Annotated in this window: 19 protein-coding genes; 9 read left to right on the top strand and 10 right to left on the bottom strand. The window is 73.5% G+C overall.

Features of this window, described 5'->3' with window-relative positions:
- Nucleotides 1-64 precede the first annotated feature (64 nt).
- The 4 genes from ACFVXG_RS14125 to ACFVXG_RS14110 form a co-directional block, all read right to left on the bottom strand.
- Nucleotides 65-1,123, bottom strand: coding sequence for an SDR family oxidoreductase (locus ACFVXG_RS14125; RefSeq protein ID WP_387927311.1), 1,059 nt, complete (start codon nt 1,121-1,123; stop codon nt 65-67).
- A gap of 265 nt (nt 1,124-1,388) precedes the next feature.
- On the bottom strand, nt 1,389-1,979 hold the full coding sequence (locus ACFVXG_RS14120) for a TetR/AcrR family transcriptional regulator (protein WP_387927309.1): 591 nt from the start codon (nt 1,977-1,979) through the stop codon (nt 1,389-1,391).
- 68 nt (nt 1,980-2,047) lie between these two features.
- The gene (locus tag ACFVXG_RS14115) at nt 2,048-2,716 is read right to left on the bottom strand and encodes a histidine phosphatase family protein (protein ID WP_387927307.1); all 669 of its coding nucleotides are present in this window, start codon (nt 2,714-2,716) and stop codon (nt 2,048-2,050) included.
- Nucleotides 2,717-2,789: 73 nt separating this feature from the next.
- Complete coding sequence (locus ACFVXG_RS14110) at nt 2,790-3,707, bottom strand: aldo/keto reductase (RefSeq protein ID WP_387927305.1); 918 nt, start codon at nt 3,705-3,707, stop codon at nt 2,790-2,792.
- Between the two features lie 70 nt (nt 3,708-3,777).
- On the opposite strand from ACFVXG_RS14110, the gene ACFVXG_RS14105 reads away from it, so the two are divergent.
- The 4 genes from ACFVXG_RS14105 (at nt 3,778) to ACFVXG_RS14090 (ending at nt 7,465) form a co-directional block, all read left to right on the top strand.
- Nucleotides 3,778-4,821: a DUF5937 family protein gene (locus ACFVXG_RS14105; protein ID WP_387927833.1), complete on the top strand. Its 1,044-nt coding sequence runs from the start codon at nt 3,778-3,780 to the stop codon at nt 4,819-4,821.
- Between the two features lie 257 nt (nt 4,822-5,078).
- Nucleotides 5,079-5,417 carry a hypothetical protein gene (locus tag ACFVXG_RS14100; protein ID WP_387927303.1) on the top strand — a complete coding sequence of 113 codons (339 nt, stop codon included), beginning with the start codon at nt 5,079-5,081 and terminating at the stop codon, nt 5,415-5,417.
- Complete coding sequence (locus ACFVXG_RS14095) at nt 5,414-6,382, top strand: D-2-hydroxyacid dehydrogenase family protein (RefSeq protein ID WP_387927301.1); 969 nt, start codon at nt 5,414-5,416, stop codon at nt 6,380-6,382. Before ACFVXG_RS14100 ends, ACFVXG_RS14095 begins: the two co-directional genes overlap by 4 nt.
- Nucleotides 6,383-6,424: 42 nt before the next feature.
- On the top strand, nt 6,425-7,465 hold the full coding sequence (locus ACFVXG_RS14090; protein ID WP_387927299.1) for a hypothetical protein: 1,041 nt from the start codon (nt 6,425-6,427) through the stop codon (nt 7,463-7,465).
- 18 nt (nt 7,466-7,483) lie between these two features.
- On the opposite strand, the gene ACFVXG_RS14085 is transcribed toward ACFVXG_RS14090, so the two are convergent.
- Nucleotides 7,484-9,073 (bottom strand): M4 family metallopeptidase, encoded by a 1,590-nt coding sequence (locus tag ACFVXG_RS14085; protein WP_387927297.1) that lies wholly within the window; start codon nt 9,071-9,073, stop codon nt 7,484-7,486.
- A 263-nt stretch (nt 9,074-9,336) separates the two neighbouring features.
- Between ACFVXG_RS14085 and ACFVXG_RS14080 the strand changes: the two genes are divergently transcribed.
- Entirely contained in the window at nt 9,337-10,665 is a 1,329-nt protein-coding gene (locus ACFVXG_RS14080) for a hypothetical protein (RefSeq protein ID WP_387927295.1), read from the top strand.
- A gap of 3 nt (nt 10,666-10,668) precedes the next feature.
- Here the strand turns inward: ACFVXG_RS14080 and ACFVXG_RS14075 are convergent, their stop codons facing one another.
- Entirely contained in the window at nt 10,669-12,774 is a 2,106-nt protein-coding gene (locus ACFVXG_RS14075) for an amino acid adenylation domain-containing protein (protein ID WP_387927293.1), read from the bottom strand.
- A 204-nt stretch (nt 12,775-12,978) separates the two neighbouring features.
- Between ACFVXG_RS14075 and ACFVXG_RS14070 the strand changes: the two genes are divergently transcribed.
- From ACFVXG_RS14070 to efeU, 4 genes are all read left to right on the top strand, one after another.
- A complete protein-coding gene (locus ACFVXG_RS14070; RefSeq protein WP_387927291.1) occupies nt 12,979-13,794 on the top strand; it encodes an ABC transporter ATP-binding protein in 816 nt (271 codons plus the stop codon).
- Nucleotides 13,795-13,992: 198 nt separating this feature from the next.
- Entirely contained in the window at nt 13,993-15,141 is a 1,149-nt protein-coding gene (gene efeO / locus ACFVXG_RS14065) for an iron uptake system protein EfeO (RefSeq protein ID WP_387927289.1), read from the top strand.
- 72 nt (nt 15,142-15,213) lie between these two features.
- Nucleotides 15,214-16,524, top strand: a complete 1,311-nt coding sequence (gene efeB / locus ACFVXG_RS14060) for an iron uptake transporter deferrochelatase/peroxidase subunit (RefSeq protein ID WP_387927287.1) — start codon at nt 15,214-15,216, stop codon at nt 16,522-16,524.
- Between the two features lie 34 nt (nt 16,525-16,558).
- Complete coding sequence (gene efeU, locus ACFVXG_RS14055) at nt 16,559-17,404, top strand: iron uptake transporter permease EfeU (protein WP_387927285.1); 846 nt, start codon at nt 16,559-16,561, stop codon at nt 17,402-17,404.
- A gap of 91 nt (nt 17,405-17,495) precedes the next feature.
- Here efeU and ACFVXG_RS14050 read toward each other — a convergent pair whose 3' ends face one another.
- From ACFVXG_RS14050 to ACFVXG_RS14035, 4 genes are all read right to left on the bottom strand, one after another.
- A complete protein-coding gene (locus ACFVXG_RS14050) occupies nt 17,496-17,762 on the bottom strand; it encodes a hypothetical protein (protein ID WP_387927284.1) in 267 nt (88 codons plus the stop codon).
- 179 nt (nt 17,763-17,941) lie between these two features.
- Nucleotides 17,942-20,509, bottom strand: a complete 2,568-nt coding sequence (locus ACFVXG_RS14045; RefSeq protein ID WP_387927282.1) for an ABC transporter permease — start codon at nt 20,507-20,509, stop codon at nt 17,942-17,944.
- A 59-nt stretch (nt 20,510-20,568) separates the two neighbouring features.
- Nucleotides 20,569-21,339: an ABC transporter ATP-binding protein gene (locus tag ACFVXG_RS14040; RefSeq protein WP_387927280.1), complete on the bottom strand. Its 771-nt coding sequence runs from the start codon at nt 21,337-21,339 to the stop codon at nt 20,569-20,571.
- Between the two features lie 194 nt (nt 21,340-21,533).
- On the bottom strand, nt 21,534-23,723 hold the full coding sequence (locus ACFVXG_RS14035) for a restriction endonuclease (protein WP_387927279.1): 2,190 nt from the start codon (nt 23,721-23,723) through the stop codon (nt 21,534-21,536).
- Nucleotides 23,724-23,837: the final 114 nt, after the last annotated feature.

Here is a 23,837-nt window from a genome sequence, read left to right as displayed (position 1 = left end):
ATACAGGAGGGGCGATTGCGCGGGAAGTCGGTGGGGGCGACTTCATGTGCGGGGCGGGGCGGGGTCAGTGGTCGCCGAAGGCGTCGAGGACGAGGTGGTCGGCCCAGTGGCGGAGGGCGGGGGCGAGGGGTGGGTGGGTGAGGCCGGCGGCGGCGGACAGGGCGTCGGCGGAGGAGGTGTCGTAGCGGTCCTCGGAGAGGAAGGTGAGGGTCTCCGGGTCGGCTCCGGTGAGGGCGCGGGGGAGCCGGCGGACGAGCGGGACGGGGACCAGGCCGCGGGGTGGGCGGACGCCGAGGTGGGTGGCGAGGAGGGCGATCAGCTCGGGGAGGACGGGGGTGGCGGGGTCGAGGACGGTGTGGGCGGCGGTCGGGGCGTGGTCGTGCGCCGGGACGGCGGCCAGGAACCGGGCCAGGTGGTCGACGGTGACGACGGGCAGGAAGGTGCGGCGGGTGCCCGGCAGCAGGGGGAGGCGGCCGCGGTGGAGCTGGCGTACCAGTTGGGCGAGGCCGAGGTACTGGCCGGCTTCGCCGGTGGCCGAATGGCCGATCACGCTGCTCGGGTTGACGGTGGTGAGCGGGACGCCGAGCCGGGGTGCCGTGACCCGGACGGCGGCGTCGCCGAGTTGCTTGGAGGCCTCGTAGGCGCCGAGGCGGGAGTAGAGGGCAGCGGTGGTGCCGGGGTCGAGCGGGTACCGGGGGTGGGGGTCGCGGCCGACCCGGTAGCCGGAGAGGTGGACCAGCCGGCGCAGCCGGGGTCGGGTCGCGGACCAGTGCAGTGCGTGCAGGGCGCCGTCGACGTTGGCGGGTTCGGCCTGGGCGCGGGTGAGGCCGAAGCGGTAGCGGGCGGCGAGGTTGTGGACGTCGCGCACCTCGGCGAGCCGGGCGTCGTCCTCGGGGGAGAGGCCGAGGCCCGGGCGGGTGAGGTCGGCGGTGACGGTGGTCAGCGGGGTCGGGTCGGCATCGTGCTCGCGCAGCCAGGTGCGGAGGGCGGCGTCGCTCTCGCCGGTGCGGACGGCGGCGGCCACGGGCTCGCCGTGGCGGAGGAGTTCGAGGAGTAGCCAGCGGCCGAGGAAGCCGCCGGCGCCCAGGACGAGAGTGTGCGGGGGTGGGGGCGTGAGTGGCATGGGCGGTAGCTGTCTTTCTGTAGACCGGTCTGCATATTTTTGGGGCGTGAAGTGGTGCTCTGCCGAGGCGGTGGCGCGCTCTGGGGGTTATGGGTGACTGGGGGTGGCCGGGTCGACGGGGTGGAGGAGTGAGTGGCGCAGGTGGCTCAGTGATCTGTAGACCGGTCTGCAGATTGTTCTCTATAGACCAGTCTGCATATGTGTCGGTGTGGGGTCGGCGCTCCGCAGCGGCGACCGCGGGCGGCTACCGGCTACCGGCCACCGGCTACCGACGGCCGGGGGCCTTGGCGCCGAGGAGGTGGAGGACGGCGTGGCGGGCGTCGTCCAGGGGCTCGCGGCTGCGCCTGACCGAGGCGAGCAGTACCGCGCCCTCCATCAGGGCCAGCGCCTGGCCGGCGGCCACCGCGGCCTCGGCCGGTCGGAAGCCCCCGGCCGTCAACTGGTCGGCCAGGATGCGCTGCCAGCCGTCGTACACCTCGGCGCAGACGGCGCGCAGGGGCTCGTTGGTGCCGGCGACCTCCAGGGCGACGGTCGCGATCGGGCAACCCTTGGTGTAGTCGGACCGGGCCAGGCGCTCCGCGAACACCTCGGTGAGGTGCCGGCTGAGCGCGGCGGCGTCGGCCCCGTCGGCGGCCAGGCCGGTCAGCAGGTCCGCGACCTCCTGGCCGGCTTGCAGCAGTGCGGCGGCGACCAGTTGGTCCTTGCCGCCGGGGAAGTGGAAGTAGAGCGAGCCGCGCGGCGCGCCGGTGACGGCCAGGACCTGGTTCAGGCCCGTGCCGGAGTACCCCTGCTGCTCGATCAGTTCCCGGGTGCCGGCGATCAGCCGGGCCCGGGTCTCCTCGCCCTTGGCTCCCATGGAAAGAGACTGTAGACCGGTCTGCATATTCCTGTCGACAACCTCGGGAGACGACTCGCCGGAGGGTTTCAGACCCGCAGCTCGGGTGGGAAGCCCGTCCAGCGCAGGTCCTCGGGCAGGTGGGACTGGTCGTTCAGGAGGAGGACGGCGGAGGGACGGCCGGGGGCGAAGCGGAGCACGGTGAGGGCGGCGTTGGGGGCGTTGAGGCCGAGCCAGCGCCAGGCGGGGGCGTCCAGGACGTGGCGGACCAGCCAGCCGATCAGGAAGGCATGGGTGACGACCAGTTCGTGCCGGTCCTCGGGGCCGTCGACCGGTCCGGTGAAGCGGTCGACGGCCCGGCGGGCCAGTTCCGGGCCGCGGGAGCGCTCCTCCTCGGAGGCGCCGGCCAGGAAGCGCAACAGGAACTCTGCGCTGTCGGCCGGGAGCTCGTCGGCGGCCGGGACGTACGGGACGTAGTCGCCGGCCTCCTCGCAGGCCGACACCGGCACCCCGTCGAGCTGTTCGCCGATGAGCCGGGCGGTCTGGGCGGCCCGGGGGAGCGGCCCGTGGTGGACGGCCGTGAGGGGGCGGTTCGCCAGTCGGCGCCCGAGCAGGGCGGCCTGGCGGCGGCCGGCGGCGGTGAGGCCGCCGCCGGCCGGGCTGTCCGGGCTGTTCGGGCCGCCAGGGCCGTCCTGGCCGCCGCGGGTGGCCTCGCCGTGGCGGGCGAGGTAGAGGTAGCGGGTGGCGGTGTCGGGCACGGGCGGGCTCCGGGAGGCGTTCGGTGACGTCGGTGCCCGGAGTGACGCCCGTGCGCCGGGTGGTGGTTCCGGGTCAGCCCGCGTGGGCCCGGTCCAGCAGGGCCAGTTCCTCCGTCGTCAGCCGCAGGGCGCCGGCGGCGATGTTGTCCTCCAGGTGCGCCACATCGCCGGTGCCCGGGATGGCGAGGACGTGCGGGCCCCGGTGGAGCGTCCAGGCCAGCCGGATCTGGGCGGTGCTGACGCCGCGCGCCTCGGCCACCGTCCGGACCTCGCCGGGCTCGGCGCCACCGGCACTGCCGACACCGCCTTCCCGCCCGGCGCCGGCGATGGCGTAGAAGGGGACGAAGGCGATGCCCTGCTCGCCGCAGAGCCGCAGCAGCTCGTCCTGGGCGGGCGAGGCGCCGATGCCGTACGGGTTCTGCACGCAGGTGACCGGGGCGATGGTCTGGGCCTCGGCGAGCTGGTGCGGGTGGATGTTGGAGAGGCCGAGCCGGCGGATCAGCCCGGCCTGCTGCAACTCGGCGAGTGCGCCGAAGCGTTCGGCGATCGAGTCGGTGCCGAGGATGCGCAGGTTGACCAGGTCGAGGTGGTCGCGGCCGAGCTGGCGCAGGTTCTCCTCGACCTGGGCGCGCAGCGCCTCGGGGGTGCGGGCGTGCTCGGTCCACCGGCCGTCGGTGCCGCGGGCGGGGCCGACCTTGGTGGCGATCACCAGGTCGTCGCTGTACGGGGCGAGGGCGCGGTTGATCAGCTCGTTGGCGGAGCGCAGCGGGGAGAAGTAGAAGGCGGCGGTGTCGATGTGGTTGACGCCCAGTTCGACCGCGCGGCGCAGCACCCGCAGGGCCTGGTCGCGGTCGCGCGGTACGGCGTCCGGTACGAGGGCCGGGCCGGTCTGCGGCAGGCGCATCGTGCCGAAGCCGATCCGGTGGACGGCGCGGTCGCCGAGCTGCCAGGTGCCGGCCGAGGCGGCGGTGAGGGTGGTGTCGGAGGTCATGCCGATCATGATCGGCACTGCACTAGCCTGAGCGCCACTGATTCGGACATGTGTGAATCCACGGGGGCGGGTGTTGGCGGAGCTGCTGTTCACGGCGGGTGACCTGGCACGGATGCGGTTCGTCGTCGCACCGATGTGGGAGGTCGGGCCGAGCCTGCGCCTGCTGCGCTCGGGGCTGCCGCACGCCGTCCACGGCCCCTGGGTGGAGCAGGTCCGGCCCCGGCTGGCGGCGCTCGGCCCCGCGTACGGGCTGCTCGCCGAACTCGTGCCGCCCGCCGGCTACGTGCCGGACTTCCTCAACCCGGCCCCGACCGGTCCCGCGCCGACCCTCGCCGGGGAACTCGCCGCGATCCGCGCCACCCCCGCCGGGCAGGTCCGGCGCGACCTGGACCGGCTGGCTGCGGACCAGGCGGACCGGGCGGACCGGGTAGACCGGGCGGGCCAGGCGGACCAGGCGGACCGGGGCGGACTCGGGCCGAGGCTGCGGGCCCTGCACGCCGACCCGGAAGCCGGGCTGGCGCGGCTCGCCGAGGCGATCGAGGCGTACTGGGAGCTGGCCCTCGCCCCGTACTGGGCGCGGATCCGCGCTGTGCTCGACGCCGACGTGCTGCACCGGGCCCGGCAGGCCGCCGAGCACGGCGCCGAACGGGTGCTGAACGACCTGCACGCCGAACTGCGCTGGACCGACGGCGCCCTGCAGCTGAGCCGCAGGCCCCGCCCGATGCCCCGCCGCACGGCCGGGCCTGGCCTGCTGCTGATCCCCTCCGCCTTCACCGGCCCCGGCCTGTACACCCTGCTCTCCCCGCCGGCCCCGCCCCAACTCGCCTACCCGGCAAGGGGGATCGGCGGCCTTTGGGCGGCGAAGGCGACGGCCCCCGGCACGGCGGCACTCGCCGCGGTACTCGGCCGCTCCCGCACTCTGCTGCTCGCCGAACTCGCCGCGCCAGCCTCGACCACCGAACTCGCCTGCCGCACCGGCCTGTCGCCCTCGGCCGTCTCCCAGTACCTGACGGCGCTGCGGGACGCCCGCCTGGTCAGCGCCCACCGAGCGGGGCGCTGGGTGCTGTACGCCCGGACGGCCACCGCGGAGGCGCTGCTGAACCCGGACGGCTGAGGGTGCGGTCGGCACGGTGTTCAGGGGGCGGCGTGGCGGTAGTCGGCGTTCAGGGCCCCTCGGCCGGATGGGAGGAGACACCGTCGTACCAGGGAGGGGAAGCGCAACTCGGCGTTCCGGTCGAGCATATGGGACTGGTGGCAGGTCTATCCCAGCGGAGCCGAGCGGGACCGAGCGGGGCCGGCTCTACGTCCCGAGGAGGAGTTCAGTGCGGAGCCGCACTGGATAGGCTGCCGGGTATGGAGCAGGAACAGCCCGTGGGCGAACCGCGAGGCGCGCTGACCACCTTCGAGGGACGCCTCGTCCTCGACCTGGACGCCCGGATCGTCACCGTGGACGGCCGGCAGGTCCGGCTCACCCACCAGGACACCCGGGCACTGCGCACGCTGATCGAGTTGGGCGAAGGGATGCACGACCTGGTGGACATCCAACTGCACGGCTGGGACGGCCTGTTCGACCACCGGGAGCTGCGACACCCGATGGCCGTCCTGCGGGCCAAGCTCGGCGAGCCCCCGTGGATCGTCCGGGACCGGGAGCGGGACCGCTACGGTCTGCGGCCCCCCGGCCCGCCGCCGTCTGGGAAGCTGCGGGCATGACGCTTCCGCTCCTTCGCTGCGCCGTCCTGGACGACTTCCAGGGCGTCGCCACCAGCTCCGCCGACTGGTCCCCGGTGGCCGACCGGGTCGAGGTGACCGCCTTCCGCGAGCACCACGGCTCGGAGGCCGAACTGGCCGCCGTGCTCTCCGGGTTCGACATCGTGGTCACCCTGCGCGAGCGGGTGCCGTTCCCCGCCACGCTGTTCGCCAGGCTGCCCCGCCTCAAGCTGCTGGTCGCCTCCGGCATGCGCAACGCGGTGATCGACCTCGCGGCCGCCGAGGAGCACGGCGTCACGGTCTGCGGCACGGCCAGCTCCGGCACCCCGCCGGTCGAGCTGACCTGGGCGCTGCTGCTCGGCCTGGCCCGCGGCATCGTCCAGGAGAACACCGCGCTGCGCGAGGGAGGGCCCTGGCAGAGCACCGTCGGGGCGGACCTGCACGGACGGACGCTCGGGCTGCTCGGCCTCGGCCGGATCGGCGGCGCGGTCGCCCGGGTGGGGCTCGCCTTCGGCATGGACGTGCTCGCCTGGAGCCGGAACCTGACCGACGAGCGGGCGGCCGGGGCCGGTGTGCGCCGGGCCGGGTCGAAGGAGCAACTGCTCGGGGAGAGCGACTTCGTGTCGATCCACCTCGCGTCCGACGCGAGCACCCGGGGGCTGATCGGCGCCGCCGAACTCGCCCTGATGAAGCCGGAGGCCTACCTGGTGAACACCTCCCGGGCGGCGATCGTCGACCAGGAGGCGCTGCTCGCCGCGCTCAACGGCGGCCGGATCGCGGGCGCCGCCGTGGACGTCTTCGACACCGAGCCGCTGCCCGCCGCCCACCCGCTGCGCCGCGCGCCCCGACTGCTGGCCACCCCGCACCTGGGGTACGTCTCGCAGGACAACTACCGCCGGTACTTCTCCGAGGCGGTGGAGGACATCGCGGCCTTCCTGGCGGGTGAGCCGATCCGCCGTCTGGGCTGACGCCCGCGCCCCCGGCACGGCCCCCGGTCGCATACTGACGGCATGACGAGCGGAGACGGTGACCGGGGTACGGGCCGACGCGGGGTGCTGCGGGCGGGTGCGGCGGCACTGCTGCTGGGGGCGGCGGGGTGCGGGAGTGGGGCGAAGTCCGCCGTGGCGCCTGCGAGTTCGAGCGCGAGCTCGAGCACCACCTCACCCGAACAGACGAACCCGACCCCCGTCACGACAACCCCGACCCCCACGACCCCGCCCCCGCTGCCCGCCTCGCCGCTCTGGCAGCCCGGCCCCGGCGAGATCCAGCCCGACGTCAAGCGCCGCGCCGTCGAGCTGGTCGCCGCCCTCGGCGCCTGGCCGCCCGGTGGCCAGGGGGCCGAGCCGGCCCGGGCCCGGGTGGCCGCGCTGGGCCTGCCGCCGGGGCTGGCGGACCAGGCCGGGCGGCTTGCCCCGGCGGCGCCGGAGGCGAGCCTGGAGGTGGTCGACGCCCAGTACGGCGGGATCCTCGCCGACTCGGCGAGCGTGCTGGTGGTCTGCCGCCAGTGGACCAGGCAGCCGGACGGCTCGGTGGCGGCGGGCGGCATCACGGTGGACGTCCGGCTGAGCCGGGCGGCGCCGCGCTGGGACGTCACCGCGGTGAACCCCGGCGACCCGGGCCCGGCCGCCGCCTCGCCCGCCCCGGCGGTGGTGAAGGTGCTGGCCGAGCCGAGGATCGAGCTGCCGCCCGAGGCGGCCGCCGACCTGCGCAGCGGCGCGGTCCACGACACCGTCCTGGCGGCGATGCTGCGGCTGGCCGGCCCGTACTCGCTGTCGGTGAGCGTGGTGCGCACCGGCCACCCCCTGGACGTCTTCGGGACGACCCGGCCCAGCGACCATCCGCTGGGCCGGGCCTTCGACGTCTGGCGGATCGACGGCCGGGCGGTGGTGGACCCGGCCACGCCCCGGCAGCTGATCGAGTCCTTCATGCGGGACGCGGCGGCGGCCGGTTCGTACAACGTGGGCGGGCCGGTGGCGATCGCGGGGGTCGGCAACCAGTACTTCACCGATGACACTCACCACGATCACGTCCACATCGGCTTCAACAGCTGAACTGCTGTAAACGCAAGCCTAGTTGACGCTGACCGCGCTCCAGGCCGCGGCGACCGCGCTGTACTCGGTGCTGCCGGCGCCGTAGAGGTCGCGGGCGGCGTTGAGCGAGGCGGCGCGGGCGCCCTTGTAGTTGGTGGTGGAGGTCATGTAGACGGTCAGCGCGCGGTACCAGATCTTGGCGACCTTCTGGTTGCCGATGCCGGTCACGGTGGACTTGTTGCAGGTGGGGCTGTTGTAGGTGACCCCGTTGATGCTCTTGCTGCCGCTGCCCTCGCTGGCGAGGTAGAACCAGTGGTTGCCGACGCCGGAGGAGTTGTGGACGTCGAGCCTGCCGACCGAACTGCTCCAGCAGTCGGCCGACTTGCCGTCCAGCGAGGGCTTGTCGAAGCGGCGCAGCCACGGCGGGGTGGACTGGTCGCTGAACAGGTAGTCGCCGGTGTCGATCTTGTTGTTGGCGTACCACTCGACCATGGTGCCGAAGATGTCGCTGGTGGACTCGTTGAGGCCGCCGGACTCGCCGCTGTAGCGCAGGTTGGCGGTGGCGCTGGTGACGCCGTGGGTCATCTCGTGGCCCATGGTGTCGAGGTCGACCTGCTCGGGGTCGGTGTTGCCGTTGCCGTCGCCGGTCATCATGCAGAAGCAGCTGTCGGACCACTGGGCGTTGTCCCAATTGGTGCCGACGTGGACGAAGACGGTCGCGCCCTTGCCGTCGTTCTTGATGCCGTTCCGGCCGTGCACGTTCTTGTAGTAGTCGTACGTCCAGGCGGTGTTGGCGTGGGCGTCGACGGCGGCGGTGGCGCGGTCGGTGGAGAACTTCCTGCCGTCGCCCCAGACGTTGGTGGTGCTGGTGAACGGGGTGCCGGAACTCGCCTTGATCGAGCTCGCGGAGAGGTTGCCGGCGTCCTTGGTGACGTGGCCGCGGACCGGGTCGGTGAGGGTGTAGCCGCCGTTGGCCGCGGTGGTGTCGATGGTGACCTGACCGGTGTACTCGGAGTTCCCGGTGCCGGCGGCCTGGTGCTCGGCGTCGTAGGACTCGATCTGCTCGCCGGTGGTGGCGTCGGTGACGACGACCTTGCCGGCCGGCTGGCCGTGGTCGCCGGTGCCCTCGACGACGGTGCGCCAGGCCAGGCGCGGGGTGCCGTCGGCGGCCCAGACGACCAGCTCGGGGCTGCTGGTGGCGTCCTTGACGCCGGGGGCGGCGGAGAGCGCGTTCGCGGCGCCGGCCTGGGCGGGGACCTTGGGGACGGTGGACTTCACGGCGGCGTCGTGGGCGGCCGCCCGGGAGGTGTCCTTGAGCCGGCCGCGGGCGTCCTGGTGGACGACCAGGTCGCCGCCGACCACGGGAAGGCCCTGGTAGGTGCGGTCGAAGCGGATGTGCGAGGTGCCGTCGGCGTCGAGGACGGCGTCCTTGAGGACGAGGTCCTGGCCCGTGCCGTAGCCGAACACCCCGGGGTTGTGGGTGACGTTGGCGCGGGCCTGGGCGATCGCGGCCTCGCGGGTGGCGGGGGCGGCGGCGGCCGTGGTGGGGACGGCCACGGCGGCGAGGGCGGCGACGACGGCTATCGCTCCGGCCGTGCGGACACGGCGGGCGGAGGAGGTGGGGGTCACGCTGGCTCCAGTGGGGGTAGCTGCAGGTGCGGGGAAATGAGCTGCGGCGCGAAGAGCTGCGACCGAGATTGACGGCGATCAGTCAGGTTCAGCTAGAGGAAAGGTCATAACTTTGCCAAGTTGTGTCCTGGTCAATCAAAAATGATCGGGACTTAACAAGCCGTCCACACTGCCGTCGTGACGATCGACTACCGGACGACGACCGCCGGTAGCGCGGCGCGAGGCTGTCGGTCCGGTCGCCCGAGGCCCTACGCTTCCGCTCCATGGACGGATGGGTGGGGGCCTGGACCGGCGGGCGGGCGGCGGTGCACATCGGCAACGTCGCGGACTTCAACGCGCAGTTCTTCGCGCCGGGGATGGACGCCGCGCAGCGGGAGCGGCGGCTGCGGCACGCGCACCACTACGCCTGCCTGGCCGTCGGCTACAGCCCCGAGCCGGCCGTGCTGGTGCTGCCCGCCGAGGTCGACCGGGCCTGGATCGACTGGCTGGGCCGGGAGTTGGCCTGGGGTCCGGTCGAGGTGCACAGCGGGCTGGCGGCCGGCCGGACCCTCGCCGAGGCGCTCGCCGACCGGCCCGCGCTGGCCGCCCGGATCGCCGACTCCGGTCACCCGGTGGTCAGTTGGGGCCGAACGGCGGCCCAGGGCGAGGGGCCCGACCTGGCCGCCGTCCGCCGCTACGAGTCCAAGGCCGCCGCGCACGGGCTGTTCGCCGCCCTCGCCCCCGCGCACCCCGGCGTCGTCGTCCCCGGCCAGGAGCGCGTCGAAGGCCGCCGCCGCGCCGCCCTGCGGCTGACCGTCCGCGCCGCCCGCGGCCTGACCACCGTGCTCAAGAGCCCGCACGGCGTGGGCGGTTACGGCACCGTCGTGGTCGAGCCCGCCGAGCTGTTCGCCGCGGGCGGCGGGGGCGCCCTGCTGCGCCGCCTGGTGCGCACCGAAGTCCTGCCGCCCCAGGGCGAGTTGCTGCTGGAGGAGTACGTTGACCCGGGCCCGGCCGCCCGGCTGCGCGACCTCACCTACGACGCCGTGATCGGCCGCGACGGCACCGTGCACCCGGTCGGGGCGGGCGTCATGGAGGTGGCCGGCACCCGCTACCAGGGCGTCACCGTCGGACCGGGCGTCGTCCCGCGGGCCGCCGACGAGATCGCCCGCCGGTTCGCCCTCGCGGTGGGGGAGCGGCTGGCCGCCGAGGGCTACCGCGGCTGGTACGACGTCGACTTCGTCACCGACCGGCAGCGCCGCCTCGCCCCCACCGAGATCAACCTGCGGCTCACCGGCCCCGCCGTCGCCTTCGTACTGCGCGAGCGGCTGGACCGGGTGCGCGGCCCCGGCCACCTGGTCCGCACCCTGGACGCGCTGCCGCTCGGCGCCCGGCTCGCCCCCGAGGCGCTGCACGACCACCTCGACCGGCTGCGCCCGCGCTGCGCCCGGCTCGGCGTCACCCTGCTGCCGCTGATCCCGACGGCGGCCCACGACCCGGAGCCCGCCGTCGGCCTCGCCCTGGCCGGGCCGGACGCCGAGGCGCTGGACGCCGCCCAGGCCCTGCTCACGGCGGCCAACCACGCGCTGACCGGGATGTTCGAGGCGCTGCGCTGAGACCTACTTCCCCGTGGTGGTCGGCCTTCGCAGCAGGAAGGTCACGACCACCACTGCGGCCAGCATCAGCGGGATGTTGAAGAGGTAGACCAGCACCGTCTCCCGGGTCCAGTCGGTGGCGGCGGTGAGCCGGTAGAGGTTGTCCTGCGGCCACCAGGAGGCGAGCAGCCAGAACACCGAGAAGTAGGTGAGCAGGGACAGTGTGAGCGACCGGCCCTGCCGCAGGATGGACGGCAGGCCGAAGAACAGGAAGGACATCCCGGCGCCGAAGGCCAGGTTCTCGCACAGGTAGAGCAGTTCGAACCAGAAGTGGTAGCCGGAGGGCACCGCCGAGAGGTCCGTCGCGCCCCTGAAGAAGGCGGCGGTGAACACCCAGGCGAGGAACGTGCCGAACAGCAGGACGGCGATCACCCCGCAGCCCAGCGAGCCCGGCGTCGGGCTTGCTCCGCCCCCGGCCTTGCCGCCGCCCTTGCGGCTGCCGCCCGCCTTGGCCGAGCGCGGTGCGGTGTGCTGCGGTGCGGTGTGCTGCGGTGGGGCCGGCAACGGCAGCGCGGAGCGGTCCAGCTTCCCGGCGCGGGTGCGCGGCAGCTCCGGGACGACGACCACCGCGGCGGGCGCCGAGTAGCCGTTGAGCTCCGTCAGCAGGTACTGGGTGAGCGACCAGCCGTCCACTCCCCCCGGCGCGCCCTGCACGGGCACCACGTAGCCGACCGGCACCCGCCGCCCCGGCACGGGCTGCACCTCGACCACGGCGGCCTCCCGCACCGCCGGGTGGGCGCGCAGCGCGCCCTCGGCGCGGGCGGCCGCCTTGACCCGGGTGGTCACGGTGGTCGCCCGGTTCGGGCCGAGCGGGCCGACCACGGTGGCGGCCCGGCCGACGAACTCCAGCACGCCGTCGGCCCGCATCACCCCGAGGTCGCCGGTGAGCAGCACCCGACCGTCCGGGTCGTAGTCGGCGCGGACGAAGCGCCGGGCGGTGTCCACCGGCCGGTTGAGGTAGCCGCGGGTCAGGCCGGAGCCCGCGATCGCGATCTCGCCCACCCGCCCGGGCGCCACCGGGGTGGCCTGCGGGCCCAGGACGTACACCCGGGTGCCGGGGAAGGGGCGGCCGACCAGCGAGACCCGTTCCGCGCCGTCGGCGGCGGCCGCGCCGCGCACCTCGAACCAGGTGCTGTCGACGGTGGCCTCGGCCAGGCCGTAGACGTTCAGCACCCGGGTGTCGCCGCCGAGCAGCCGCTGGAGGCCCAACTGCTCGTCCAGGTACCACTTCTCGGCGCCGACGGTGAGCAGTCGCACCCCGGGCAGCCGGACGCGGGTCGCGGTCAGCAACTCGGTGAGCCGGCGCGCGGTGCGGACGTTCAGCTCCAGGACGGTGATCCGCTCCTCCGCCACCAGGGCGGGCAGCGCGGCCAGGTCGGCGGTGCGGTCCAGGGTGAGGTTGAACGCGGTGACCACCAGGGTGGCGCCGGTGCCCAGCGCGCGCACCCAGTCGGCGGTGAAGACGTCGAACTCCAGGCTCGCCGTCTGCAGGATCCGGTCCTCGGCCGTCAGCCCGTACACCTCGTGCCAACCCGCGTACGCGGCCAGCAGGTTGCGGTGCTCGACCAGGGCGCCGGTGGGCAGGCCGGTGGAGCCGGAGGTGTAGAAGACGCAGGCGACGTCCCCCGAGGAGACCTCCGGCCGTACGAAGTCCCGCTGCGGCAGGGCCAGTTCGTCGACGCAGACCAGCTCCGACCCGCCCGCGTCCGCCAGCCGCACCCGGTGGCGCTGCTCCGTCACCACCAGCTCGGGCGCGGCGTCGCCCAGCACGTGCCGCAGCAGCGCGTCGGGGGCGGTCGGCTCCAGCGGCACGAAGGCGGCGCCGGTCTTCAGCACCGCCAGCAGGGCGACGTACACCTCGGTGCCCCGGCCCAGCGCGACCGCCGCCCGACCGCCCGGGCCGAGCCCGCGCCCCGCCAAGTGGGCGGCCAGCCGCTCGGCCCGCGCGTCCAGCTCCCCGTACGTCAGCTCGCTGCCGCCACAGCGCACCGCCACCGCCTCCGGCGCCCGGCGGGCCTGCCGCTCGACCAGCTCGTGCAAGGTCTGGGGCCGCTCCTCGTCCATCACCATCACGCCTCCCCCTCGTCCCCCTCGGAAATCCACCATGTTCCTCCCAACTCCCCCCGCGCAACAGGGTTCTGGTGAGTCCAGTCCTCGGACGGCAGGACTCCGCCCCGGCCGGCGGTTGTACGGTGCACACGGACGGTCGGCGCCGGGCCGGTCCGGTGCGGCGCCCCGCCCCCCTGACCGGCACCGTGATCGGAGACCTGCACCATGGACCCGTCCTTCGACGGCCCGCTGCTGCGCACCCAGGACGTGGACGTCGTGCGCGACGGCCGGCACCTGCTGCGCGGCATCACGCTGGACATCCAGCCCGGCGAGCACTGGGCGCTGCTCGGCCCCAACGGGGCGGGCAAGTCCACCCTGCTCGCCCTGCTCGGAGCGGTCTCCCACCCCACCCGGGGCACGGTGGAGGTGCTCGGCCGCCGGCTCGGCCGGGTGGACGTCCGGGAGCTGCGCGCCCACCTCGGGCACGTCAACCCGCGCCACCCGCTGCGCTCGCCGCTGAGCGTGCGCGAGGTGGTGCTCACCGGCCACACCAACACCATCGAGCCGGAGTGGCACCGCAAGCCCGCGCCCGAGGCGCTGGAGCGGGTCGAGCAGCTGATCGAGACGCTCGGCATGACCGCGATGGCCGACGCCCCGTGGACCACGCTCTCCCAGGGCGAGCGCGGCCGGGCGCTGATCGCCCGCGCGCTGATGCCCAGCCCCCGGCTGCTGCTGCTCGACGAGCCCGCCACCGGGCTGGACCTCACCGCCCGCGAACTGCTGCTGGACAGCCTGGACCTGCTGCGCCACCAGCACCCAGAGCTGGCCAGTGTGCTGGTCACCCACCACCTGGAGGAGCTGCCGGAGAGCACCACCCACGCGCTGCTGCTGCGCGAGGGCGAGTGCGTGGCGGCCGGACCGGTGGACGGGGTGATGACCACGGAGCTGATCAGCGAGACCTTCGGCCACCCGATCCGGATCAGCCGCCAGGAGGGCCGCTGGACGGCCCGGGCCGCTGCCCGCCGGACGCCGGGGAGGTAGCGGCCGGGGCGGGGAAGGGCCGGGGAGGGGCCGGGGAAGGGGTACGCCGAGAGGTAACGGTTCGGGCAGGGCGGGGGCCCGGGTGTCGACGGTAAAGACTTCTTACGTAAGGTATGCCTTAGCTAAACAGGAGGCACCGGCAAGGCCGGCGCTTTACCAGGCCTTGGCACCCCCATGCCCTTTTCCGTTGGAGCCCCCATGTCCGCCCGCCGCCGTTCCACCGCAGCCGCGCTGCTCAGCCTCGCCGTGGCCACCGCCGCCCTGGCCGGCTGTGCCTCGAAGAAGGACGACAAGGCGGGCGGCGCGGACGCGGTCAAGGTGAACGCCACCGACACCGCCTGCGAGGTCTCCAAGACCAGCTTCCCGGCCGGTCATGTGGTGATCGACATCAGCAACAAGGGCTCCAAGACCACCGAGGTCTACGTCTACGCCGCCGGCGACAAGATCGTCACCGAGCGGGAGAACATCGGCCCCGGCACCAAGGCCACCATCAACGCCGAGATCAAGGCCGGCAGCTACGAGGTCGCCTGCAAGCCCGGCATGGTCGGCGACGGCATCCGCCAGAAGATCACCGTGACCGGCGACAGCGGCAGCGCCGCCCCCGCCGACCCGCGCCTGGCCACCGCCGTCGACGCCTACCGCACGTACGCCCAGGAACAGGCCGACGCCACCATCCCGGCCGTCGAGGCCTTCGCCGCCGCGATCAAGGGCGGCGACCTGGAGAAGGCCAAGTCGCTGTACGCGCCCTCGCGCACCGGCTGGGAGCGCACCGAGCCGGTCGCCGAGAGCTTCGGCGACGTCGACCCCAAGACCGACACCCGCGAGGACAAGCTGGAGCAGGGCCAGGCCTGGACCGGCTGGCACCGGCTGGAGAAGGCCCTCTGGGCCGACGCGAAGATCGGCGACGAGGAGAAGACCCTCGCCGACCAGCTGGTCACCGACCTCAAGGACTGGCAGAAGAAGATCCCCTCGGCGGAGATCACCGCGACCAGCATGGCCAACGGCGCCAAGGAACTGCTCGACGAGGTCGCCACCAACAAGATCACCGGCGAGGAGGACCGCTACAGCCACACCGACCTGGCGGACTTCCAGGCCAACGTCGAGGGCGCCCAGAAGGCCTACGAGCTGCTGAAGCCGGTCGCCGCCGAGAAGGACCCGGAGCTGGCCAAGACCCTCGACTCCGAGTTCGCCGCGATCACCACCCTGCTCGCCAAGTACAAGCAGGCCGACGGCACCTTCACGCCGTACGACAAGGTCACCGAGGCCGAGCGCAAGACCTTCTCCGACGCGGTCAACTCGCTGGGCGAGCCGCTGTCGAAGCTGGCCGCGGCTGTCGTCGTCAAGTAACCGGCGGCAAGCCACAGTTCAGCAGGTCAGTAGTTCAGTAGTTCAGCAAGAGTGAGAAGGGCCCGCCCGCCGATGGACGCCGAGAACGAGCAGCAGCACGGCACCCCGGCCGCTGCCGCCACTGCCACCGCCACCCCGGGCGCGGTCAGCCGCCGCGCCGTCATCGGCTGGGCCGGCGCGGGCGTCGCCCTCGGCGCCGCCGCCGTCGGCTCGGTCGCCGCGGCGAGCCGCCAGGACGACGACCCCGCCCCGGCGGCCAAGGCGGCGACCGCCGGGGAGGTGCCCTTCTACGGCGAGCACCAGTCGGGCATCGCCACCCCCGTCCAGGACCGGCTGCACTTCGCGGCCTTCGACGTCTCCGAGAAGGCCACCCGGGAATCCCTGGTCAAGCTGCTCAAGGAGTGGACCAAGGCGGCCGCCGCGATGACCGGCGGCCGCGAGGTGGGCACCGGCGCCGTCCCCGGCTCCGCCGAGGCGCCGCCGGACGACACCGGCGAGGCCCTCGGCCTGCCCGCCTCCCGGCTCACCCTCACCATCGGCTTCGGGCCCAGCCTGTTCGAGAAGGAGGGTGTGGACCGCTTCGGCCTCAAGGCCCAGCGCCCCGACGCCCTGATCGAACTGCCCACCTTCAAGGGCGACAAGCTCGACCCGCTGCGCAGCGGCGGCGACCTCTGCGTCCAGGCCTGCGCCGACGACCCGCAGGTCGCCGTGCACGCGATCCGCAACCTGGCCCGGATCGGCATGGGCACCGTCAACATCCGCTGGTCCCAACTCGGCTTCGGCAAGACCTCCTCGACCACCCCGGACGAGCAGACCCCGCGCAACCTGATGGGGTTCAAGGACGGCACCCACAACATCGCCGGCAGCGACGGCGCCAACCTCGCCGAACACGTCTGGGCCGCCCCCGGCGACGGCCCGGAGTGGATGACCGGCGGCTCCTACCTGGTCGCCCGGCGGATCCGGATGCACATCGAGACCTGGGACCGCGCCCCGCTCAAGGACCAGGAGGACACCTTCGGCCGCACCAAGGGCGAGGGCGCCCCGTACGGCAAGGCCAAGGAGCACGACGCCCCCGACCTCAAGGCGATGCCCGCGACCTCGCACGTCGCCCTGGCCCACCCGGACGCCAACAACGGCCTGAAGATCCTGCGCCGCGGCTTCTCCTTCACCGACGGCACCGACGGCCTCGGCCGCCTGGACGCCGGACTGTTCTTCCTCGCCTACCAGCGCGACACCCGCAAGGCCTTCGTCCCGCTCCAGCAGCGGCTCGCGGCCTCGGACAAGCTCAACGAGTACATCCAGCACGTCGGCTCCGCCCACTTCGCCTGCCCGGCGGGTGTCCGCAAGCCCGGTGAGTGGTGGGGCCAATCGCTCCTCGGTTGATCCCACCCACCCCCACCACCCCGAGGAGTCAGCCGTGTTCGGCAACTACCTGATCGGCCTGCGCGAAGGCCTCGAGGCCAGCCTGGTCGTCTGCATCCTGATCGCCTACCTGGTCAAGACCGACCGCCGGGACAAGCTGCCGCCGGTGTGGATCGGCGTCGGCTCGGCCGTCGTGCTCTCGATGGCCTTCGGCGCCGTCCTGCAGTTCGGCTCCTCGCAGCTCACCTTCGAGGCCCAGGAGGCGCTCGGCGGCTCGCTGTCGATCATCTCGGTCGGGCTGGTGACCTGGATGGTGTTCTGGATGCGGCGCACCGCCCGGCACCTCAAGACCGAGCTGCACGGCAAGCTGGACGCGGCGATCGCGATGGGCACCACCGCGCTGGTGGTCACCTCCTTCCTGGCGGTCGGCCGCGAGGGCCTGGAGACCGCGCTGTTCATCTGGTCGGCGGTGCAGGCCACCGACGACGGCTGGAACCCGCTGATCGGCGCCGCGCTCGGCCTGCTCACCTCGGTGGTGCTCGGCTGGCTGTTCTACCGCGGCGCGCTGAAGATCAACCTGGCCAAGTTCTTCACCTGGACCGGCGCGATGCTGGTCGTGGTCGCGGCAGGCGTGCTCGCCTACGGCGTCCACGACCTCCAGGAGGCCGGCTGGCTGCCCGGCCTGCACGCCACGGCCTTCGACATCTCCAGCACCATCCCCAAGGACAGCTGGTACGGCACCCTGCTGAAGGGCGTCTTCAACTTCCAGCCGGACCCGACCGTCCTGCAGCTGGTGGTCTGGCTGGCCTACCTCGTCCCCACCCTGGCCGTCTTCTTCAACGTCCTCGGCGGCGGCAAGGCCAAGCCTGCCAAGCCCGCCACCGCCAAGCCAGCCGCCTGACCCGGCAGTTCACCCCGCACGCCTCACCTGACCGCACCGCCCCGTCCGGCCACCCGCCGGGCGGGGCGGTGTCGTGTGAGCGGCCTCGGAGTCAGTGGAGCTTGGCCATCAGGAAGAACATCACCAGCAGCGTGAGGCCGACCGCGACGAACGGGCCGACCGTGAGCCGCTGGTGGAACCCGGACGCGTTGTGGGCGTTCCAAAGATGTGACTCCGCGGCTTCGCGCGCGCTCCAGGACACTCGCCGCTGGTAGTCGCAGCCCTCGCACTCCACATAACGCTCGTCGCCACGCGAGACGATGTTCGCCGTGTGCGTGAATCCGTCCGAATCCGTCCCCGTGATCCGGCTGGTGATCATGATCCACCCCCGTGGTGTGACGTCGTGTCAGCTGTCAGTGATCCTTGCACGTACCACTGACAATCCGCCACCGGCCGTTGTGGCCGACCGGCCGCACCGCCCCGCGGAGCGAGCACGGAGCCCCGGGCGGTGGGACCGTCCGGGGCTCCGTGGGTGATGCGGGTGATGCGGGGAGGGGGCTACTGGCTCTTGATGGAGTCCAGGATGTCCAGCTTGGCCGCCCGGTGGGCCGGCCAGAGGGCTGCCAGCAGGCCGATCGCGGCGGCCGCGAGCAGGTAGCAGGCGACCTGGAGCGGGGGCACCACGGTGGTGATGTCCTTGAAGCTGTCCGCGACCGTGCGGATGCCCGCCCAGGCGACCAGGATGCCGAGGCCGACCCCGACCAGCCCGCCGAACAGCGCGATCAGCAGCGACTCCAGCCGGACCATCCGGCGGATGCCGAGCCGGTCCAGGCCGATCGCCCGCAGCATGCCGATCTCCCGGCGCCGCTCGAACACCGACATGGCCATGGTGTTGACCACGCCGAGCACCGCGATCACGACGGACATGCCGAGCAGCCCGTACATCATGTTCAGCATGTCGGTGACGGACTGGCGGCTCTCCGCCTTGATGTCCTTGTCGCCCTTGACCGAGATCAGCGGGTTGCCGCCGGTGGCGTCGCGCAGTGCCTGCTTGAGCTCATCGGTCGGGCCGTTCACGCCCTTGACCATGATCTTGTTCAGGCCGGATCCGGGCTTCGCGTGCGGGCCGACCACGGCCTCCGGGGCGACCACGCCGGCCAGCGCGGTGTTGGCCTCCATGACGCCGCCGACGGTGAGGGAGCCCTTGGTGCCGTCCGGGTAGGTGACGGCGAGGACGCTGCCGACCTTGTACCCGGCGTGCTCGCTGCGGGCGGAACTCACCAGCAGCTTGCCCTGCTTGAGGGCGTCCGCCGAGCCCTCCTTGACCTTGACGGTGGCCAGCTGGTCGATGGTCGCCGCGTCCACCGCGACCAGGTACTCGTCGTCCTCGCCCTGGCCGACGGTGACCGGGAGGCTGCGCTCGCCGCTCATCGCGCTGACCCCGGGCGCCTTGGCGATCTGGCCGGCGAGTTCGGGGGAGAGCATCGAGAAGTTCTGCATGGCGACCGTGTAGTCGGCCTTGAGGTCGGTCGCGGCGGCCTTGTCCACGGCCTTGTTCACCGAGGCGCCCATCACGGTCAGCGAGGTGATCAGGGTGACGCCGATGGTGAGCGCGGAGGCGGTGGCGGCGGTGCGGCGCGGGTTGCGGACCGCGTTCTCCTGGGCCAGCTTGCCCGGGGTGCCGTACACGGCGCGCAGCACCGGGGCGAGCAGCGAGATCAGCGGTCGGGACAGCAGCGGGGTCAGCACGAACACGCCGATCAGCAGCGCGCCCGCGCCGAGGCCGACCAGCTTGACCTCCTTGCCGGCCGCGCCGGCGGCCAGGGCGCCCGCGCCGGCCAGCGTGAACAGCAGGCCGATGGTGTTGCGGACCACCAGGCTCTTCTGGGTGGCGGGCTGCTCGGTGGCGCTCATCGCCGCCACCGGCGCGATCCGGGAGGCCCGGCGGGCGGGCAGCCAGGCGGCGACCAGGGTCACCAGCACGCCGACCGCGATCGCGATGAGGACGGTGGTCGGGGCGACGACCAGCGGGCCGTCCGGCAGGTTGGCGTCCATCGGGCCGTTGACCAGGGCCTTGAGTCCGACGGCGATCCCGATGCCGGCCAGCAGGCCGGCGACCGAGGCGGTCAGGCCGACCAGCACGGCCTCGACCTTCACCGAGCGGGTGATCTGCCGGCGGGTGGCGCCGACGGCGCGCAGCAGGGCCAGTTCCTTGGTGCGCTGGGCGACCAGCATGGTGAAGGTGTTGGCGATGATGAAGATCCCGACGAACAGCGCGATGCCCGCGAAGCCCATCAGGAAGGTGTTCAGGACCTTGGTGCCCTGGGCGATCATCTCGTCCTGCTTGGCGGCGAGTTCGCGGCCGGTCCGGGCGTCGATGTTGTCGCCCTGGGGGACGGTCTGCTTGACGGCCGCCAGCAGCGCGGTGTCGTCGGTGCCCGGCTTCGCCTTGACGTCCAGCTCGGCGTAGCGGCCGGGGCTCAGGTAGAGCTGCTGGGCGGTGGCGGTGTCGAAGGCGGCGAGCGAGCCGCCGGCCCGCACCCGGGGGTCGTTGGTGTGCAGGGTGCCGGTGAGCTTGAGCTCCATCACCGGGCCGTTGACCGCGACCCGGACGGTGTCGCCGGGCTTGAAGCCGCCCTTCTCGGCGGTCCGGGTGTCCAGCGCGATCTCGCCGGCGCCCTTGGGGCCGCGGCCTTCGACCAGCGGGTAGCGCGGGTCGGTGCCGTCGGCGCCCGGCACGTAGTTGGTGCCGGTGGTGGAGAAGCCGTTGCCGATCAGCGCGCCCTTCTTGTCGGCGATGCCGGCGAAGCCGCTGACCACGCCGCGCGCGTCGGCGACGCCGGGCAGCGCGGCGACCTTCTGGCGGGCGTCCTCGGTGAGGGTCGGGGCGTTGGCGCTTTCACCGTTGCCGCCGTGGTCGTAGCCGCGGCTGACGGCCGAGCCGTCGCTGACCGTGACGGCGATGTCGGCGTAGCTCTTGGAGTTCTGGCTCCGGAGGGCGTTGCCCATGGTGTCGGTGAAGATGAGGGTGCCGGCCACGAAGGCGGTGCCGAGCATGACGGCCAGCATCGTCATCAGCAGTCGGCCCTTGTGGGCCAGTACGTTGCGCAAAGCGGTGCGGAACATGAGGGAGCGTCAGTCCTGGGGGTACTCGGAGGCGGGTGGCGTCGGGGGTTCGAACGGGCTCAGCTGGTGCGGCCCTTGGCGTCGAAGCGGCGCATGCGGTCCAGGACGGTGTCGGCGGTGGGGCCGTGGAGTTCGTCGACGATCTTGCCGTCGGCGAGGAAGACGACGCGGTCGGCGTAGGAGGCGGCGACGGGGTCGTGGGTGACCATGACGACGGTCTGGCCGAGTTCGCGCACGGAGTTGCGCAGGAAGGAGAGGATCTCGGCGCCGGAGCGGGAGTCGAGGTTGCCGGTGGGTTCGTCGGCGAAGATGATGTCGGGCTTTCCGGCGAGGGCGCGGGCGCAGGCGACGCGCTGCTGCTGGCCGCCGGAGAGCTGGGAGGGCCGGTGGCTGAGGCGGTCGGAGAGGCCGACGGTGTCGACGACGCGGTCCAGCCAGGCCTTGTCGGCCTTGCGGCCGGCTATGTCCATCGGGAGGGTGATGTTCTCCAGGGCGGTCAGGGTGGGGAGCAGGTTGAAGGCCTGGAAGATGAAGCCGATGTGGTCCCGGCGCAGCTGGGTGAGCTGCTTGTCCTTGAGGCCGACGAGTTCGGTGTCGCCGATGGTGGTGGAGCCGGAGGAGACGGTGTCCAGGCCGGCCATGCAGTGCATGAGGGTGGACTTGCCGGAGCCGGAGGGGCCCATGATGGCGGTGAACTCGCCCTGGGGGAAGGTGACGCTGACGTTGTCCAGGGCGACGACCCGGGTCTCCCCCTCCCCGTAGACCTTGTTCAGGCCGGTGGCGCGGGCGGCCGCCAGGCCGGTACGGACGGCGGTTGCGGGGAAGGTCACGGGGGCTCCTGGGAATGAATCGGATTTTCCTACCGATCCATCCTTCCAAGCGGTTCGCGCCCGACGCGTATGCCGGGAAGACGACCGGCCCCCGCCGACCCGGCGGGGCGGCGGGGGCACTCTCCTCCTCAGGTATGACATGTCCCCTGAGGGCCGAGACGGTGGGCGACACGGGGGACCAAAGTCCCCGGCGGTCACTCCACCGCGACGCCGAAGGCCGTCGCCAGCCCCGCCAGACCGTTCGTCACCGCCCGTGCGGAGGGCTCGAACTGCCAGCCCGCGGCCGCCCGGCGGAAGCTCCCGAGCAGCATCGCCGAGTCCGGGACGCCGCCGTTCGCCCCCGGCCACTTGGCCGGACCGGCCGCGCCCGGCCCGTACTCCGCCGCGACGGCCAGCCCGTACACGTAGCCGAGCGGCAGCGCGGGGTGCTCCTCCTCCTCGGTGGACACCGCCAGCACCACCTCGTCGACGGCGGCCGGCAGCCGGTGCAGGTCCAGGCTCAGCCGGGCCGCCCGGGCGGGCTCGCCCGGCACCGAGTGGGTCGGGTGCAGCCGGACGGCGCCGTCCGGGTCCTGCGGGTTGTTGAAGAACACGAAGTGCTCGTCGCTGAGCACCCGGCCGCGGGCGCACAGGAACGCCGTGACGTCCAGCTCCACCGGATCCCCGCCGGCCGTACGGCTCTGCCAGCTCACCGTGACCCTGCTCTGCGGGGCGGCGGAATCGGCGCCCGCCCCGGCGGTCGTCCCGGCGGTCGGCGCGGGCTCGGGCGCCCCGTCCGTACCGCCGCCGAGCCGGCCGCGCAGCCCCTGCTCGGCGAGCAGCCCCACCAGCTCCGGCCCGCTCACCAGGGTCAGCGGCTTGCCCTCGATGTAGCTGTACGAGCCCTTGCCGAAGCCCGCCGTGGTCACCAGGATGCCCTTGATCGCGCCGTGGTGGCGCACGGTGGACTCCAGGTCGCGCACGGCCGTCGGCGGGACGGTCTTCTTGTACCGCTTCGCCTGGATCACGATCTTGCCGCCGGTCACCGGGTCCAGGTCCTCGGCGACCACGTCCACCCCGACGTCACCGCTGCGGGCCGTGGTCATGACCCGGAAGCCGCGCAGCCGGAACAGCTCGGCGATCAGGTCCTCGAACTCCAGCGGGTCCATCTCGAACAGGTCCGGGTCGTCCTCGCCGAAGTGCCCGGCCAGGCTCCCGCCCACCGACTCCGGCAGCCGGTCCGGCTTCACCTCGTCCAGCCTCTCGGGCCGCGCCGACAGCTTGCCGCCCAACCCCTGGAAGCACTCCACCGGCGCCACCCGGTCCAGCGCCAGCCCCGCGAACTCGGCCCGGGTCGCGGTCAGCGTCGACAGGAAGCGCTCGGCCTCCCGGCCCGTCGCCGGGTCGATGCCCAGCACGAAGCCGTTCACCACCACCGAGTCCAGCATCCCGTCCCGGTCCGCCCGGAACAGCTCCGCCGCCACCCGCAGCGCCGACTGCGCCAGCACCTCCCGGTACAGCGCCTTGCGCTCGGTCGCCGGACGGGCCACCTCCGCCTCGCGGTCGTCCGCCTTCACGTACCGCACCCGGCCGGCCGCCGGCACCACGTCCGGGCCCGGCAGCTCCCAGTTCACCACCAGCTGACGGCTCGACACCTCCCAGGCCGCCACCAGCCGGTGCGGGAAGCCCTCCGGCCAGGCCGAGGAGGCGTACAGACCCGCGGTGAAGTACTCCTGCACCGCCTCCGGCTCACCCGCCCGCAGCCGCCGCAGCAACTCCTCGGTGCCGGCCCCGCGCTCCGCCTCCTGACGGCGGAAGCGCTCCGCCCACACCAGGTACTCCTGGTGGTACGCGGCCAACCGGCCCTGCCGGTCCGCCTCCCGCGCCTGCGCGGCGTACCAGTCCTGCTCGAACCGGGCCCGGGCCTGCGCCAGGTACTGCTCGTACTGCCGGCGCACCCCGGCGTTGCGGGCCTGCGCCGCGTCCGGCGGCGGCACGTGGTAGGCGGCGGACGTCTGGTCCGGCATCGGCACCGGCTCACCCAACGGCCCCGGATCGAACGGCGGCACCGGGCGCGGCGCCAGCAAGGCCTGCGGCCCGAACGCGGGCGCGGCCAGCCCGGCCGCCAACAGCCCGCGCAACTCCTCGACCCGGGCGTCCAGTTCCGCCGTCTGCCGGGCCGCCTCCGCCTCCCGCGACTGCTGGTACGCGCGCTGCGCCTCCCGCTCGTCCCGGGCGGCCGCCCGCTGCGCCTCGCGCTGGGCCCGCTCGTGCCGGCGCAACTCCGCCGCCTCGGCACGCCAACGGGCCTCCTCCCGGCGCTGCTGCTGCCGCTGCGCCTCCGCCCAGACCGTCAGCACCCCGCTGTTCCGCCGCCCCGCCACCAGCCACCCCTTCGCGCTCACACCGACCCGGCCGCCCCGCGCCACCTCCCGGCGACACCGTGGGACCGCGCCCGCCAGAATAGAACGTGGACGCCCCGCCGGGCCAAGCGCCCGCGAGCTGCAGGGCTGTCCGTT

Origin of the sequence: Kitasatospora sp. NPDC058162, assembly GCF_042884005.1 — a bacterium.
Taxonomy (GTDB): domain Bacteria; phylum Actinomycetota; class Actinomycetes; order Streptomycetales; family Streptomycetaceae; genus Kitasatospora.
The sequence above is the reverse complement of the archived record's forward strand: the minus strand, read 5'-3'. Positions and strand labels throughout refer to the sequence as shown.

Bases quoted from the DNA above. Each gene is read 5' to 3' on its own strand.
- ACFVXG_RS14125 (WP_387927311.1), bottom strand. From the start codon at position 1,123: ATGCCACTCACGCCCCCACCCCCGCACACTCTCGTCCTGGGCGCCGGC.
- ACFVXG_RS14120 (WP_387927309.1), bottom strand. From the start codon at position 1,979: ATGGGAGCCAAGGGCGAGGAGACCCGGGCCCGGCTGATCGCCGGCACC.
- ACFVXG_RS14110 (WP_387927305.1), bottom strand. From the start codon at position 3,707: ATGACCTCCGACACCACCCTCACCGCCGCCTCGGCCGGCACCTGGCAG.
- ACFVXG_RS14095 (WP_387927301.1), top strand. From the start codon at position 5,414: ATGACGCTTCCGCTCCTTCGCTGCGCCGTCCTGGACGACTTCCAGGGC.
- ACFVXG_RS14090 (WP_387927299.1), top strand. From the start codon at position 6,425: ATGACGAGCGGAGACGGTGACCGGGGTACGGGCCGACGCGGGGTGCTG.
- ACFVXG_RS14080 (WP_387927295.1), top strand. From the start codon at position 9,337: ATGGACGGATGGGTGGGGGCCTGGACCGGCGGGCGGGCGGCGGTGCAC.
- ACFVXG_RS14075 (WP_387927293.1), bottom strand. From the start codon at position 12,774: ATGGTGATGGACGAGGAGCGGCCCCAGACCTTGCACGAGCTGGTCGAG.
- ACFVXG_RS14070 (WP_387927291.1), top strand. From the start codon at position 12,979: ATGGACCCGTCCTTCGACGGCCCGCTGCTGCGCACCCAGGACGTGGAC.
- efeO (WP_387927289.1), top strand. From the start codon at position 13,993: ATGTCCGCCCGCCGCCGTTCCACCGCAGCCGCGCTGCTCAGCCTCGCC.
- efeB (WP_387927287.1), top strand. From the start codon at position 15,214: ATGGACGCCGAGAACGAGCAGCAGCACGGCACCCCGGCCGCTGCCGCC.
- ACFVXG_RS14050 (WP_387927284.1), bottom strand. From the start codon at position 17,762: ATGATCACCAGCCGGATCACGGGGACGGATTCGGACGGATTCACGCAC.
- ACFVXG_RS14045 (WP_387927282.1), bottom strand. From the start codon at position 20,509: ATGTTCCGCACCGCTTTGCGCAACGTACTGGCCCACAAGGGCCGACTG.